General features: G+C 73.9%; 14 protein-coding genes. 3 read left to right on the forward strand and 11 right to left on the reverse strand.

The genetic code is table 11. From position 1 onward, the window contains the following. Positions 1–125 precede the first annotated feature (125 nt). The 3 genes from AC07DA_RS21800 to AC07DA_RS21810 form a co-directional block, all read right to left on the reverse strand. A complete protein-coding gene (locus AC07DA_RS21800) occupies positions 126–1,181 on the reverse strand; it encodes an LCP family protein (RefSeq protein WP_479129832.1) in 1,056 nt (351 codons plus the stop codon). A gap of 73 nt (positions 1,182–1,254) precedes the next feature. Beyond that, positions 1,255–2,604 carry an endo-1,4-beta-xylanase gene (locus AC07DA_RS21805; protein ID WP_479129833.1) on the reverse strand — a complete coding sequence of 450 codons (1,350 nt, stop codon included), beginning with the start codon at positions 2,602–2,604 and terminating at the stop codon, positions 1,255–1,257. A 93-nt stretch (positions 2,605–2,697) separates the two neighbouring features. Next, complete coding sequence (locus AC07DA_RS21810; RefSeq protein WP_479129834.1) at positions 2,698–3,756, reverse strand: LacI family DNA-binding transcriptional regulator; 1,059 nt, start codon at positions 3,754–3,756, stop codon at positions 2,698–2,700. A 185-nt stretch (positions 3,757–3,941) separates the two neighbouring features. Between AC07DA_RS21810 and AC07DA_RS21815 the strand changes: the two genes are divergently transcribed. Beyond that, positions 3,942–6,257 (forward strand): beta-xylosidase/alpha-l-arabinosidase, encoded by a 2,316-nt coding sequence (locus tag AC07DA_RS21815; RefSeq protein WP_479129835.1) that lies wholly within the window; start codon positions 3,942–3,944, stop codon positions 6,255–6,257. Positions 6,258–6,273: 16 nt separating this feature from the next. Next, positions 6,274–6,702, forward strand: coding sequence for a hypothetical protein (locus AC07DA_RS21820; RefSeq protein ID WP_479129836.1), 429 nt, complete (start codon positions 6,274–6,276; stop codon positions 6,700–6,702). On the opposite strand, the gene AC07DA_RS21825 is transcribed toward AC07DA_RS21820, so the two are convergent. Genes AC07DA_RS21825 through tsaB form a run of 4 tightly spaced genes read right to left on the reverse strand, consistent with a single transcriptional unit; the run spans position 6,606 to position 9,112 of the window. Continuing rightward, positions 6,606–6,863, reverse strand: coding sequence for a hypothetical protein (locus AC07DA_RS21825; RefSeq protein ID WP_479129837.1), 258 nt, complete (start codon positions 6,861–6,863; stop codon positions 6,606–6,608). The genes AC07DA_RS21820 and AC07DA_RS21825 overlap by 97 nt on opposite strands. Beyond that, positions 6,860–7,951 (reverse strand): tRNA (adenosine(37)-N6)-threonylcarbamoyltransferase complex transferase subunit TsaD, encoded by a 1,092-nt coding sequence (gene tsaD, locus AC07DA_RS21830; protein ID WP_479129838.1) that lies wholly within the window; start codon positions 7,949–7,951, stop codon positions 6,860–6,862. The genes AC07DA_RS21825 and tsaD overlap by 4 nt, the downstream gene beginning before the upstream one ends. After that, the gene (gene rimI / locus AC07DA_RS21835; RefSeq protein WP_479129893.1) at positions 7,944–8,417 is read right to left on the reverse strand and encodes a ribosomal protein S18-alanine N-acetyltransferase; all 474 of its coding nucleotides are present in this window, start codon (positions 8,415–8,417) and stop codon (positions 7,944–7,946) included. The genes tsaD and rimI overlap by 8 nt, the downstream gene beginning before the upstream one ends. 41 nt (positions 8,418–8,458) lie before the next feature. Next, the gene (tsaB, locus tag AC07DA_RS21840; protein ID WP_479129839.1) at positions 8,459–9,112 is read right to left on the reverse strand and encodes a tRNA (adenosine(37)-N6)-threonylcarbamoyltransferase complex dimerization subunit type 1 TsaB; all 654 of its coding nucleotides are present in this window, start codon (positions 9,110–9,112) and stop codon (positions 8,459–8,461) included. Positions 9,113–9,235: 123 nt separating this feature from the next. Between tsaB and AC07DA_RS21845 the strand changes: the two genes are divergently transcribed. Next, positions 9,236–9,790, forward strand: coding sequence for a hypothetical protein (locus AC07DA_RS21845; protein WP_479129840.1), 555 nt, complete (start codon positions 9,236–9,238; stop codon positions 9,788–9,790). Between the two features lie 17 nt (positions 9,791–9,807). Here AC07DA_RS21845 and AC07DA_RS21850 read toward each other — a convergent pair whose 3' ends face one another. From AC07DA_RS21850 to alr, 4 genes are all read right to left on the reverse strand, one after another. Then, a complete protein-coding gene (locus AC07DA_RS21850) occupies positions 9,808–9,975 on the reverse strand; it encodes a hypothetical protein (protein WP_479129841.1) in 168 nt (55 codons plus the stop codon). 168 nt (positions 9,976–10,143) lie between these two features. Next, positions 10,144–10,668 carry a tRNA (adenosine(37)-N6)-threonylcarbamoyltransferase complex ATPase subunit type 1 TsaE gene (gene tsaE / locus AC07DA_RS21855; protein ID WP_479129843.1) on the reverse strand — a complete coding sequence of 175 codons (525 nt, stop codon included), beginning with the start codon at positions 10,666–10,668 and terminating at the stop codon, positions 10,144–10,146. Next, positions 10,634–11,890, reverse strand: coding sequence for an alpha/beta fold hydrolase (locus AC07DA_RS21860; RefSeq protein ID WP_479129844.1), 1,257 nt, complete (start codon positions 11,888–11,890; stop codon positions 10,634–10,636). Before AC07DA_RS21860 ends, tsaE begins: the two co-directional genes overlap by 35 nt. Before the next feature lie 127 nt (positions 11,891–12,017). Then, complete coding sequence (gene alr / locus AC07DA_RS21865; protein ID WP_479129845.1) at positions 12,018–13,187, reverse strand: alanine racemase; 1,170 nt, start codon at positions 13,185–13,187, stop codon at positions 12,018–12,020. Positions 13,188–13,242 lie beyond the last annotated feature (55 nt).

The following is a 13,242-nucleotide window of genomic DNA, read 5'->3' on the forward strand; positions in this document are numbered from 1 at the left end:
ACTCCTCGGTGCTGCCGGAGCGGGGCCTCTCCCCGCTCTCACCCCTGCGTCGAACGGCGGACCGCCGGATCGACACCCGTGCCGAATTTTTTTCGAGGAGTTTTTCCGGACCGCGTCGTCCCAGGTCAGCGCAGTGACTCCCACAGCTCGCGTGCCTCGGGCTCGTCGGCCACCACCCGGTTGGGGTCGGACGGCGCCCGGACCACCGGCATCGTCACCGTCCGGACCCGGCTCGACGACAGGCCTTGCAGGCTCTGGCCGAGGCTCGTCAGCTCGCCCAGGGAGTCCAGGCCGGTGTCGGTGGTGAGGCCGGCGGTCACCGCGTCCGCGACCCGGTAGAGCTTGGCCGGGTCGGTGAGCAGGTTCTGGGAGGCGATGCGGTCCAGCAGGGCCTTCACGAGTGTGTGCTGCAGGCCGATGCGGCCGAGGTCGCTGCCGTCGCCGATGCCGTGCCGGGTGCGGGCCAGGCCCAGGGCCCGGGTGCCGTCCAGGTGATGGGTGCCGGCCTTGAGGTGCAGGTGGCTGTCGTCGTCGGATATGTCCTCGTCCGTGGTGACGGTGACCCCGCCGAGCGCGTCGACGAGCTTCGCGAAGCCGGAGAAGTCGATCTCGATGTAGTGGTCCATGCGGACGCCGGTCATCGACTCGACGGTCTTCACCGCGCAGACCGGGCCTCCGACCGCGTAGGCGCTGTTGAACATCGAGTACCGGGAGACCACCGTGGAACCACCGCCGGGGCGGGGGCAGGACGGGCGGGTGACCAGGGTGTCGCGCGGGATGCTCACCACCGTCGCGCCGGTCCGTCCGGCGTCGAGGTGGACGACCATCGCCGTGTCGGAGCGGGCGCCGTCGCTGTCGCCGCCGCCCAGCCTGCGGTTCTCCTCGCCGCTGCGCGTGTCCGAGCCCAGCACCAGGATGTTGAGCGCCTCGCCGGGCGGGGCCGGTGCCGAGGGCGACGGGGTGGTCACCGGCTTCGGCGGGCGGTCGTCACCCAGGGCGTTGTCGATGTCGACACTGGTGATGTTGTCGTTGAGGTGCCAGTAGGCCCAGCCCGCGGCACCGGCGGCGAGCACCAGCAGTCCCGCCAGCGTCAGGCCGGCGGTCCGCAGGGCGATCGACCGCCGGCCCGTCCTCGCGCCCTCGTCCCCGTTCGCGTCGTCTCCCGTCACAGACAGGAACATAAGTCCGAATTATTACGGGCAGGGGATGCAGGACGCGTTTTCTTGGGAAATTCTCAGATTTCGCGGCCCGGACTCACCCCAGTGTCACCACGGGCACCGGATTGCTCCCGTTCCACGAGGCGTTGAACCCGAACGTCACCGAACCGCCGTCCGGAACCGACCCGTTGTAGGTCGCGTTGGCGCAACTGACCGCCGCGCCCGACTGCGTGCAGTGCGCGTTCCACGCCTGGGTGATCCGCTGCCCGGCGCCGAACGTCCAGTTCGCCTTCCACGACGACAGCGCGGCTCCCGAGCAGGCGATGCGCACCTGGCCCGTGTAGCCGTCGCGCCACTGGCTGGTGACGCTGTACGTCGCCGTGCAGGCGCCCGTCGGCGGCGTCGTCGTCCCGCCCAGGGCCTCCACGATGGCGCGGTAGGCCGGTTTCGGCGCGTAGTTCTCGTCGTACGGGGTCGCCGCGCCCTCGCCGGGGAAGGTGTCCGGGATCCACGAGTCGGAGTCGGTGAAGCCCCAGACGGTGACGCCGGTGCAGCGCGCGACGGCCACGCAGGCGCTCACCACGGCCTTGTAGTCGGCGGCCTGCTGGGCCAGCTTGGCCGCGGTCGCCGGGAGTTGCATCCGGATGTCCAGCTCCGTGATCGCCACGTCGACGCCGAGGTCGGCGAAGCGCTGGATGTTCTGCTGGAGCGTGGCGGGCACCTGGCCGACGATGAGGTGGGCCTGCAGCCCGACGCCGTCGATCGGGACCCCGCGCTCCTTCAGGGACTTGACCAGGTTGTACAGGGCGGTGCTCTTCGCGTTGACGCCCTCCACGTTGTAGTCGTTGACGTAGAGCTTCGCGTCCGGGTCGGCGGCCCGGGCCCAGGTGAGGGCCTGCGCGACGTAGTCCTGGCCGAGGACGGTGGAGAAGAGGGTCCGGCGCTGGGTGCCGTCCTCGTTGAAGGGCTCGTTGACGACGTCCCAGGCGGCCACGCGGCCCTTGTAGCGGCCGACCTCGGTGGCGATGTGGTCCCGGACGACGGCGCCGAGCTGCTCGCGGGTCCAGCTGCCGCTCGTCAGCCAGTCCGGGTTCTGCTGGTGCCAGAGCAGGGTGTGGCCGCGGACCTGCTGGCCGTGGGCCTCGGCGAACTCCACGATCCGGTCGGCCTCGGTCCAGTCGTAGCCGCCCCGGCTCGGCTCGACCGAGCCCCACTTCATGGCGTTGCCGGGGGTGAGCCAGTTGAACTCGCGGCCGGCGATCTCGCCGTAGGTGCCGGTGAGCTTGGAGCCGGTGACCGCCGTGCCCATGGCCTTGCCCTTGGCCGCGGCGAGGTCGCGCAGCGGGGTGTCGGCGGCGTGGGACGCGGGGGCCGCGAGCAGCAGGGAGCCTGCCGCGACGACGCCGGTCAGCAGGGAGGTGAGCAAGCCCGATCGCAGCGATCTCATGTGCGGGTGCCTCCGAAAGTTTCGGTGGTGCATCCGATTGGCTTCGGTGCAGTGTGGAGGCGTGGGCACCACCCGTCAATACAGCAACAGGACTTACGCGGGCGCCGCCGTGCTGCTGCGCACCACCAGGCTGGTGGCCAGTTCCACCCGGGTCGCCGCCGGGATGTCGTCGTCCCGCCCCAGGTCGAGGACGAGCCTGGCCGCCGCCTCGGCCATCTCCGTCAGCGGCTGCCGCACGGTCGTCAGCGGGGGTCCGACCAGCGGGGCCACCGGCAGGTCGTCGAAGCCGACCACGCTCAGGTCCTCGGGGATGCGCAGCCCCAGCTCGCGCGCGGCCTCGTACAGGCCGAGCGCCTGGAGGTCGTTGCCGGCGAAGACCGCGGTGGGCCGGTCGGGGCGGCGCAGCAGTTCCAGGCCCCGGCGGTAGCCGGCCTCGTGGTGGAAGTCGCCGTTCGCGATCAGGGAGGGGTCCACCGGCAGCCCGGCGGTCTCCAGCGCGGCCCGGTAGCCGTCGACGCGGGCGCGGCTGCACATCATCTGCGAGGGCCCGCTGATCGCGCCGATGCGGCGGTGCCCCAGCTCGACCAGGTGCCGGGTGGCCGCGAGGCCGCCCTGCCAGTTGGTGGCGCCGATCGAGGGCACGTCGGCGCCCGGGTCGCCCGCCGGGTCCATCACCACGAAGGGGATGGACCGGCTGGTGAGCAGCGCCCGCTGCGACTCGTCGAGCCCGGACAGGACGAGCACCACGCCGTGCGGGCGGCGGGCGGCGACCTGGTCGGCCCAGGTCCGCCCGGGGGTGAGCCGCCCCGCGCTCTCCGACAGCACCACGCTCAGTCCGGCGTCCCGGGCCACGTTCTCCACGCCCCGGATGACCTCCATCGCCCAGGCGCTCTCCAGCTCGTGGAAGACCAGGTCGATCAGCGGCGAACGGGTGGCCTCGGCCCGTCGGCGCCGGTAGCCGTGGGCGCGCAGCAGTTCCTCGACACGGGCCCGGGTGGCGGGGGCGACGTCGGCCCGGCCGTTGAGGACCTTCGAAACAGTCGGCGCCGACACACCCGCCTCCCGGGCGATCTCGGCGAGCGTGGCGGTCTGCGCGGTGCGCCCCCGCGTCCGGATTTGCGTCCGGCTTTCAACGGGCTCCGGGGATGTCATGGCGGCGATCGTAACCCTGCGGACCCTCTTGACGAAGTCCTCGCGGCGCCATAGGTTCCCGGAACATTCGATATCTGTGTCGAAACATTCGTAGACGGCGGGCTCGGGAGCGGTCTCCAGCGGCGTTCACGTGCTCGCCCGCACCATTCGTGAGAGGGCCGTCCCGTCCACCCGACAGGAGCTTCATGACCACCGCGCCCTGGCGTGACCCCGCCCTGCCCGCCGCCGCCCGCGTCGACGACCTGCTCTCCCGGATGACCCTGGAGGAGAAGACAGCCCAGCTGTACGGCGTGTGGGTGGGGGCCGCGACGGACGGCGACGGGGTCGCGCCGCACCAGCACGACATGAGCGTCGACTACTCCGACGAGGAATGGGCCGAGCTGATCACCCGGGGCCTGGGCCAGCTCACGCGCTCCTTCGGCACCGCCCCCGTGGACCCGGCGCTCGGCGCGCGGGCCCTGGCCCGTGCCCAGCGCCGGATCGCCGAGTCGGGCCGCTTCGGCATCCCGGCGGTCGCCCACGAGGAGTGCCTCGCCGGGTTCACCGCCTGGCAGGCCACCGCGTACCCGGTCCCGCTGGCCTGGGGCGCGGCCTGGGACCCGCCGCTGGTGGAGGAGATGGCCCGGCGCATCGGCGAGGACCTGCGCTCGGTCGGCGTCCACCAGGGCCTCGCCCCCGTCCTGGACGTCGTGCGCGATCCGCGCTGGGGCCGGGTGGAGGAGACGATCGGCGAGGACCCCTACCTGGTCGGCACGATCGGCACCGCGTATGTGCGGGGCCTGGAGGCGGCCGGGGTCGTCGCCACGCTGAAGCACTTCGCCGGGTACGCCGCCTCGGCCGGCGCCCGCAACCTGGCCCCCGTGCGGGCCGGGATCCGCGAGTTCGCGGACGTCACCCTGCCGCCCTTCGAGATGGCGCTGCGCGAGGGCGGGGCCCGTTCGGTGATGGCCGCGTACAACGAGACCGACGGCGTCCCGGCCTCCGCCGACCCCGAACTGCTGACCCGGCTGCTGCGCGAGGAGTGGGGCTTCACCGGCACGGTCGTCGCCGACTACTTCGGCATCGGCTTCCTGCAGACCCTGCACCGCGTCGCCGGTACCCCGGCCGAGGCGGCCCACGCGGCCCTCGCCGCCGGCATCGATGTCGAGCTGCCCACCGTCAAGTGCTACGGGCAGCCGCTGCTGGACGCCGTACGCGCCGGGCAGGTGCCCGAGGAGCTGGTGGACCGCGCGGCCCGCCGGGTGCTGCTCCAGAAGTGCGAACTGGGCCTGCTCGACGAGGACTGGACGCCCGAGCCCGCCGGCCCCGTGACCCTGGACTCCACGGGCAACCGGATCCTGGCCCGCCGCCTGGCCGAGGAGTCGGTGGTCCTGCTGGACAATCCCGACGGGCTGCTCCCGCTGGCGCCCGACACCCGGATCGCGGTGGTCGGCCCCCGGGCCGCCGACGCCCTGGCCATGCTGGGCTGCTACTCGTTCCCGTCGCACGTCCTGACCCACCACCCCGGCGTGCCGGCCGGCATCGAGATCCCGACCGTCCTCGACGCGCTGCGCGGCGAACTGCCCGACGCGAAGGTGACCTTCGCGCAGGGCTGCGACGTGACCGATCCGGACACCGCGGGCTTCGAGGAGGCCATCGCCCGCACCGCCGAGGCGGACGTGTGCGTGGCCGTGCTCGGCGACCGGGCGGGCCTGTTCGGCCGCGGCACCTCGGGCGAGGGCTGCGACGTGAGCGACCTCGGCCTGCCCGGCGCCCAGGGCGAGCTGCTGGACGCCCTGGTGGCCACCGGCGTGCCGGTGGTGCTGGTCCTGCTGACCGGCCGCCCCTACGCGCTCGGCCGCTGGCAGGGCCGCCTGGGCGCGGTCGTCCAGGCCTTCTTCCCGGGGGAGGAGGGCGGCCCGGCGGTGGCGGGAGTGCTGTCGGGCCGCGTGAACCCCTCCGGCCGCCTCCCGGTGAGCGTCCCGCGGGAGCCCGGCGGCCAGCCCTGGACCTACCTCCAGCCGCCCCTCGGACTCGCCGGCGAGGTCAGCAACCTCGACCCGACGCCGCTGTACGCCTTCGGCCACGGCCGCTCGTACACGGCGTTCACCTGGGAGCACGTGACGGGCGGCGAGACGGAGATCGGCACGGACGGCGCCTACGACCTGGCCGTGACAGTCCGCAACACCGGTGACCGCGAGGGCGCGGAGGTCGTCCAGCTGTACCTGCACGACCCCGTGGCGTCGGTGACCCGACCCGACGTCCGGCTGGTCGGCTACCAGCGCGTGGCGCTGGCCCCGGGCGAGGCCGCGCGGGTGACGTTCCGTTTCCACACGGACCTCTCGGCGTTCACCGACCGTTCGGGCCGCAGGGTGGTCGAGCCGGGAGCGCTGGAACTACGGTTGGCGGCGTCCAGCACGGACGTGCGCCACACGGCGCACCTCACGCTCACCGGCCCGGTCCGGGTCACCGGGACCGGGCGGCGGCTGCGGTGCGAGACGGAGGTGTCGCAGGCGGGGTGAACCGCAGGGGGGCGGGATGGACAGGCTGCTGCACCACGAGTTGCGGGCCGTGCTGTCGGTCTTGGCGGCCCTGGGCCTCGCCCTGACCGCGCTGGGCCTCGTGCGCGGGTTCTCCGCACCGGACAGGCCCGGCGCACTGGCGCTGCACCTCGGCGGCCTGCTCGCCCTCCTGGTGGTGTGGACCCTCCTGAAGGCGACCGGGCTCAAGTGGTTCAGCCACGTGCGGGACTTCGAGCGGGCCGTACCCGTCGAGGACGCCGGCGGCCTCCTGCCCGCCGGCCGCTTCCTGCGCGACGGGCCCGCTGCTGTGGCGCGGCCGCGTCGGCAGCAGGCCCTGGGAGCTCTCGGTCAGCCGTCGCCCACCGACTCGAACCGCCAGCGGTGCACCGACCGCGTGACCAGCTCGCCGTCCGGGTCGGGCAGTTCGGGCAGCTCGGCGTCGTAGGGGGCGTCCCACCAGGTGATGACGAGGACCCGGTCCTGCGGGGCGCGCAGGGTCTCGCGGCGCAGCGGTGCGCGGGGCAGTTCCTGGGCGCGGGCCCAGCCGAGCAGGTCCTCGCCCCGCCCGGGCACGGCCCGCGCCTCCCACATCAGGGCGACCGTCACGAGTAGAGGTTCTCCTTGCTCACCTCGTGCACGTGGTCGTGGCCGTGGCCGGGCACGTGCGGCTCGGTCACCGGCAGCGAGGAGTCGGCGGGCAGGTCCCAGCCCGAGGCGGCGCGGTTGCGCGCGACCATCTCGGCGCCGAGCGCGGCGACCATCGCGCCGTTGTCCGTGCACAGCTTGGGCCGCGGCACCCGCAGCCGGATCCCGGCGGCCTCGCAACGCTCCTGGGCGAGCGCGCGCAGCCGGGAGTTGGCGGCCACGCCGCCGCCGATCATCAGGTGGTCGACGCCCTCGTCCTTGCAGGCCCGGACGGCCTTGCGGGTCAGCACGTCGACGACCGCCTCCTGGAACGAGGCCGCCACGTCCCGCACCGGCACCTCCTCGCCCGCCGCCCGCCTGGCCTCGATCCAGCGGGCCACGGCCGTCTTCAGCCCGGAGAAGGAGAAGTCGTACGCCGGGTCGCGCGGGCCGGTCAGGCCGCGCGGGAACGCGATCGCGTCCGGGTCGCCCTCCTTGGCGTACCGGTCGATGACCGGGCCGCCGGGGAAGCCGAGGTTCAGCACCCGGGCGATCTTGTCGAAGGCCTCGCCGGCCGCGTCGTCGATGGTGGCGCCCATCGGGCGGACGTCGGAGGTGATGTCCGAGGACAGCAGCAGCGAGGAGTGGCCGCCGGAGACCAGCAGCGCCATCGTCGGCTCGGGCAGCGGGCCGTGTTCCAGCTGGTCCACGCAGATGTGGGAGGCGAGGTGGTTCACGCCGTAGAGGGGTTTGCCCAGCGCGTACGCGTACGCCTTCGCCGCGGAGACGCCGACCAGCAGGGCGCCGGCGAGCCCGGGCCCGGCGGTGACGGCGACGCCGTCGAGGTCGCGGGCGCTGACGCCCGCCTCCTTCAGCGCGCGGTCGATGGTCGGGACCATCGCCTCCAGGTGGGCGCGGCTCGCGACCTCCGGGACGACCCCGCCGAAGCGGGCGTGCTCGTCGACGCTGGAGGCGACGGCGTCGGCCAGCAGGGTCGTGCCCCGGACGATGCCGACGCCGGTCTCGTCGCAGGAGGTCTCAATCCCCAGAACGAGGGGTTCGTCAGCCATGGATCTCGGTTCCTTGTACGGAGTTCTCGGGGGCGGTCAGGCGCATCACCAGGGCGTCCACGTTGCCCGGCTGGTAGTAACCCCGCCGGACACCGATGGGCTGGAACCCGAACCGCTCGTACAGCTTCTGCGCGCGCACGTTGTCGACGCGGCACTCCAGCATCACCTCGGCGCACTCGAAGGCGGTGGCCGCGCGCAGCAGTTCGGCCAGCAGCCGGCCGCCGAGGCCGGTGCCCCACAGGTCGCGGGCGACGGCGATGGTCTGGACGTCGGCCTGCTCACCGGAGGAGACCAGGCCGGCGTACCCGACGATCCGGGAGCCGGCCTCGGCGACCACGTACCGCCGGTTGGCCCCGGGCCCGCGCGCGTGGGCCAGCTCGGACCAGAACATGCCGCGCGACCAGGCGTCGTCGGGGAACAGGTCCCGCTCCAGCTCCAGCACGGGGTCGATGTCCCACCAGCGCATCTCGCGCAGCGCACACGTCACGGCATCGGTCTCGGGATCGGTCACTTGGGGGTGACCACCTTGTAGTTCTTGGGGACCTGGGCGTCGGGGCGGCGCAGGTAGAGCGGCCGCGGCGCGGGCAGCTCCTCGCCGGCCGCCAGCCGCTCGGCGGCCAGGCGGGCCAGGGCGGCGGCGGACACGTGCTCGGGTGCGTGCGCCTTGGGGAAGGTGTCCGGGTAGAGCAGCGCGCCGGCGCCCACCGCGGGCAGGCCCGCGACCTGCTCGGCGATGTCGGCGGGCCGGTCGACCGCCGGGTCGGTGAGACGGGTGCGCGAGTCGGCGTAACGCGCCCAGTAGACCTCCTTGCGGCGGGCGTCGGTCGCGACCACGAACGGGCCCTCCAGGTCGGCGGCGTAGGCCAGGCCGTCCAGCGTGCACACGCCGTGCACGGGGACGCCGAGCGCGAGCCCGAAGGTGTCCGCGGTCATGAGGCCGACGCGCAGCCCGGTGTAGGGGCCGGGGCCGATCCCGGCGACGATCCCCGTGACGGCGTCGAGGCGCAGACCGGCCTCCGCGAGCACCCGGTCGATCGCGGGCAGCAGCAGTTCCCCGTGCCGCCGGGCGTCCACCTGGCTCGACGAGGCGATGACGTCGTGTCCGTCGTGCAGCGCGACGGTGACGGCGGGTGTGGCGGTATCCAGAGCGAGCAAGAGCACGCAAACAGCCTACGGCTCCCCGGGGCCCGGCACGGCCGCGCCCGCCGGGTCGCCGCCTGCTGCTACCGTCGCCTACCGTCACGAGACACGTACGCAGGGTCGCAACGTCGGAGGTGGCCGCCGGTGGCAGTCAGCAGCTCGTCAGTCGTGGCCGGGCTCACCGCCGCGGCCCTCGCGACCGTCGGCTACCTCGCCCACCAGGCGTCCACGGCCGTCCCGGCGGGACTGGGCCGGGCCCAGGCAGGCGCCACCCCGGCGCCCGGCACCTCGCAGGCGCCCCCGGCCAGGAGGGACCCGGCCGTGCTGCCCGACGGGTCGGGCAAGGGCGCCCGGGTGGTGTACTCGCTGCGCCGGGACCGGGTGTGGCTGGTCGGCGCGAACGGCAAGGTCGCCCGTACGTTCGAGGTCTACCCGAGCGCGGTGGATCCGGCCCCGGGCAGCTACGCGGTGACGTCCCGCTCGAACCGGGTCACCGGCTCCGACGGCGTCCTCGTGGAGCACGTCGTGCGGTTCACCAGCGTCGACGGCGTGGTGGTCGGGTTCAGCTCGGCCGTGGACGAGACCAGGACCGCACCGGACCCGAGGATCCGCACGGGCGGCATCCGCGAGTCGCGCGCGGACGGTGACGCGATGTGGACGTTCGCCACGATCGGCCGCCCGGTGGTGGTGGTTCGCTAGGGCCCGCGCCCCTCTGGTCAGGCCGCCTCGCGGTGCCCCTCCACCGGCGCGGACAGCTCCGGCTCGGGAGCGCGCGGGGGCGTCGAGACCAGCGCCGCGGCCTCGCCCGCCGCCAGCAGCTCGCGCATGGACACCCCGGCGACCGTGAACGGCGGCGGCTGCCCCTTGCTCTCTGTAGCCGACATGGACGCCTCCTGGTGGCCGGGGGCGGACGTAGTTAGGTACACCTAACTACGGACTGGGTACCATGTGACCACGGACAAGACGCCGAACGCAACATCTTGCCGACGCCTTGTCGGAACGTCCGTCGCATGACCACGGCGACGGAACGCGTCCGCGTCGCGGGGCCCGGCTCACACCGTCAGCACGCTCAGGTCCGCCGAGGCCCAGCGTTCGCCCAGACCGGTGATCGTCATGTGCCGGACCTCGTCGGTCGTGTCGCCCACCGCGCGGTGGATGACCACCTGGAGCCGGTCCTCGGTCAGTTCCTCGACCTTGCCCTCGCCCCACTCCACGACGACCACGGACTCGGGCAGGGAGACGTCGAGGTCGAGGTCCTCCATCTCGTCCAGCCCGCCGGAGAGCCGGTAGGCGTCGACGTGGACCAGCGGCGGCCCGTCGCCCAGCGACGGATGCACCCGGGCGATCACGAACGTCGGCGAGGTGACGGCCCCGCGCACGCCGAGCCCCTCGCCCAGGCCGCGGGTCAGCGTCGTCTTGCCCGCGCCGAGCTCCCCGCTCAGCATCACCAGGTCACCGGCGCGCAGCAGTTTCGCGAGCCGGCGGCCCAGCTCCCGCATCTGCTCGGGGGACGTGACGACGATCTGGACGGAGGATCCGGGCTCAGCCGGGTTGTGCGGTGCTGCTGGTGCTTCCATAGCCCTTCACGGTAGCCCCTGCGGGCACGGCACCCGTGCGGGTGAGCAGGTCGGCGAGGCGGTCGGTGACCACTTCCGGGTGTTCCAGCATCACCAGGTGCCCCGCGTCCGGCACCAGCACCAGCTCGGCGTCCGGCAGCAGGTCGGCGATGGCCTCGCTGTGCTCACTCGGCGTGACCAGGTCCTGCACCCCGGCCAGGACGAGGACCGGGAGGTCCGCGAAGTACGCCAGGGCCTCGGTCTTGTCGTGGTCGTTGAACGCCGGGTAGTACTCGGCGACCACGTCGATCGGGGTGCTCTCGATCATCCGCTCGGCGAACCGCGCCACGGCCGGGTCGACGTCCCGGGACGCGAACGAGTACCGCTTGATGATCCCGGCGAACAGGTCCGCGGTGGCCCGGCGGCCCTTCTCCACCAGCTCGGCCCGCTGTCCCAGCGCCTTCAGCACCCCCGGCAGCACCCGCCGCACCACGTTGACGCCCGCGACGGGAAGCCCGTAGTTGACCTCGCCGAGACGGCCCGACGACGTCCCCACGAACGCGACCCCGACGACGCGCTCACGGATCAGCTCCGGGAACTGGCCGGCCAGCGCCATCACCGTCATGCCGCCCATGGAGTGCCCGGCCAGCACGATCGGCCCCTCGGGCACGGCCGCGTCGATGACGGCCTTCAGGTCCCGGCCCAGCTGCTCGATGGTGACCGACTCGCCGCGCGCCTGGGCCACGCCCCGCCCGGAGCGGCCGTGGCTGCGCTGGTCCCAGTGCACGGTCCGCACCACGCCCCGCAGGGCCGCCCGCTGGAAGTGCCAGGAGTCCTGGCTGAGGCAGTAGCCGTGGCTGAAGACGACGGTGACGGGCGCGGGCGCCTTGCGGCCGAAGAGCCGGCGGCGGCGCGGCCCGATGGCCGGGGCGGCCTCCGGGTCGACGTCGTCGACCTCGTAGTACAGCTCCGTGCCGTCGTCGGCGAACGCCTTGCCGGGCATGCCGCGCAGCGAGCCGTAGGGCCCCGCGGAGTCGAGGGCGAGCCGGGCCTTCTGCCGCATGCCCCGGCCGACCGTCATCCGCTCCAGGGCGACGCCGGCGGCCGCGCCCGTGGCCACCACGCCTATCGCGACGCCGGCGAGGCCGGTCGCCCGGCGCCAGCCCCCCGCCGCCCCCGCGGCGGAGGCCGCGACGGCCGCGGAGGCGACGTCCGCGACGACCTCCGCACTGCTCTCGCTCACGTACCGCTCCTCTTCGCCGGGCTGCCGGTCGGGTGACTCGCCGGGCCGGATGATGCCGTGTGGCTGATGGTGGCCCTGTTACCAGGGTGCCTGTCGTTCCTCGCGTGACCCGTCCTACCGGTGCGGGTTACCCGTCCTGTTCCTCATTCACATAGACGCGGGGAACGCGCGTTCCGATCCGGGTCACGATCTCGTAGGCGATGGTTCCGGCCGCCTGCGCCCAGTCCTCGGCGGTGGGCTCCCCGCGGTCCCCGGGCCCGAAGAGGACGGCCTCGGCGCCCGGCGCCGGCGCGTCGCCGCCCAGGTCGACGACGAACTGGTCCATGGCGACCCGCCCCGCGATGGTCCGCCACTTGCCCTCGACCAGCACCGGGCCGGCCGAGGAGGCGTGCCGCGGGATGCCGTCCGCGTAGCCGAGCGGGACGAGGCCGAGGGTGGTCTCGCCGGGCGTGACGTACCGGTGGCCGTAGCTGACGCCGTGCCCGCCCGGGACCTGCTTGACCAGGGCGAGCGAGGCGGACAGCGTCATCACCGGGCGCAGCCCGAAGTCGGCCGGGGTGCCCAGCTCGGGGCTGGGCGAGATGCCGTAGGTGGCGATGCCGGTGCGGACCAGGTCGAAATGGCTTTCGGGGAGCGTGAGCGTGGCCGGCGAGTTGGCGATGTGCCGGACCTCGGGCCGCACGCCCTGTCCCTCGGCGTAGGCGACCATCTCGCGGAACAGGCCGAGCTGCGCGGCGATGGAGGGGTGCCCGGGCTCGTCGGCGCAGGCGAAGTGCGACCACAGGCCGGTGACGCGCAGCAGCCCCTCGGCCTCGGCGCGCAGGGCCTCGCCGACCAGGGCGGCCCAGTCCTCCCCGGGCTGGCAGCCGTTGCGCCCGAGCCCGGTGTCGGCCTTGAGCTGCACCCGCGCGGGCCGGCCGGCCGGCCGGGCCGCCCCGGTGACCTCCCGCAGGGCCCACAGGCCGCTGACGGAGACGTCCAGGTCGGCCTCGATGGCCTCGCGCCAGGGCCCGCCGGGCGTCCACAGCCAGCACATGATGCGGCCCGGCAGTCCGGCGGCCCGCAGGGCGAGGGCCTCCTCGGGCGTGGCCGTGCCCAGCCAGCTCGCTCCCGCGGCGACGGCGGCGCGGGCGCACGGCACAGCCCCGTGGCCGTACGCCTCGGACTTCACCACGGCCATCACGGCCGCGCCCGGGGCATGGGCACGCAGGGCCCGCACGTTGGCCCGCAGGGCGGCCAGGTCGATTTCGGCGCGGGCCCGCAGGGGCGCGGTCCGCGGGGCTGTTCTCTCGCTCATCGCGCCCAGTGTCTCAGAGGGCCCCCACCCGCCCGGGGCACCGGCCCCGCCAGCA

This window comes from Streptomyces sp. NPDC044921, assembly GCF_056432865.1.

Coding starts and splice junctions, on each gene's coding strand:
- AC07DA_RS21800 (WP_479129832.1), bottom strand. CDS start 1,181: ATGTTCCTGTCTGTGACGGGAGACGACGCGAACGGGGACGAGGGCGCG.
- AC07DA_RS21805 (WP_479129833.1), bottom strand. CDS start 2,604: ATGAGATCGCTGCGATCGGGCTTGCTCACCTCCCTGCTGACCGGCGTC.
- AC07DA_RS21810 (WP_479129834.1), bottom strand. CDS start 3,756: ATGACATCCCCGGAGCCCGTTGAAAGCCGGACGCAAATCCGGACGCGG.
- AC07DA_RS21815 (WP_479129835.1), top strand. CDS start 3,942: ATGACCACCGCGCCCTGGCGTGACCCCGCCCTGCCCGCCGCCGCCCGC.
- AC07DA_RS21820 (WP_479129836.1), top strand. CDS start 6,274: ATGGACAGGCTGCTGCACCACGAGTTGCGGGCCGTGCTGTCGGTCTTG.
- tsaD (WP_479129838.1), bottom strand. CDS start 7,951: ATGGCTGACGAACCCCTCGTTCTGGGGATTGAGACCTCCTGCGACGAG.
- rimI (WP_479129893.1), bottom strand. CDS start 8,417: ATGCGCTGGTGGGACATCGACCCCGTGCTGGAGCTGGAGCGGGACCTG.
- AC07DA_RS21850 (WP_479129841.1), bottom strand. CDS start 9,975: ATGTCGGCTACAGAGAGCAAGGGGCAGCCGCCGCCGTTCACGGTCGCC.
- tsaE (WP_479129843.1), bottom strand. CDS start 10,668: ATGGAAGCACCAGCAGCACCGCACAACCCGGCTGAGCCCGGATCCTCC.
- alr (WP_479129845.1), bottom strand. CDS start 13,187: ATGAGCGAGAGAACAGCCCCGCGGACCGCGCCCCTGCGGGCCCGCGCC.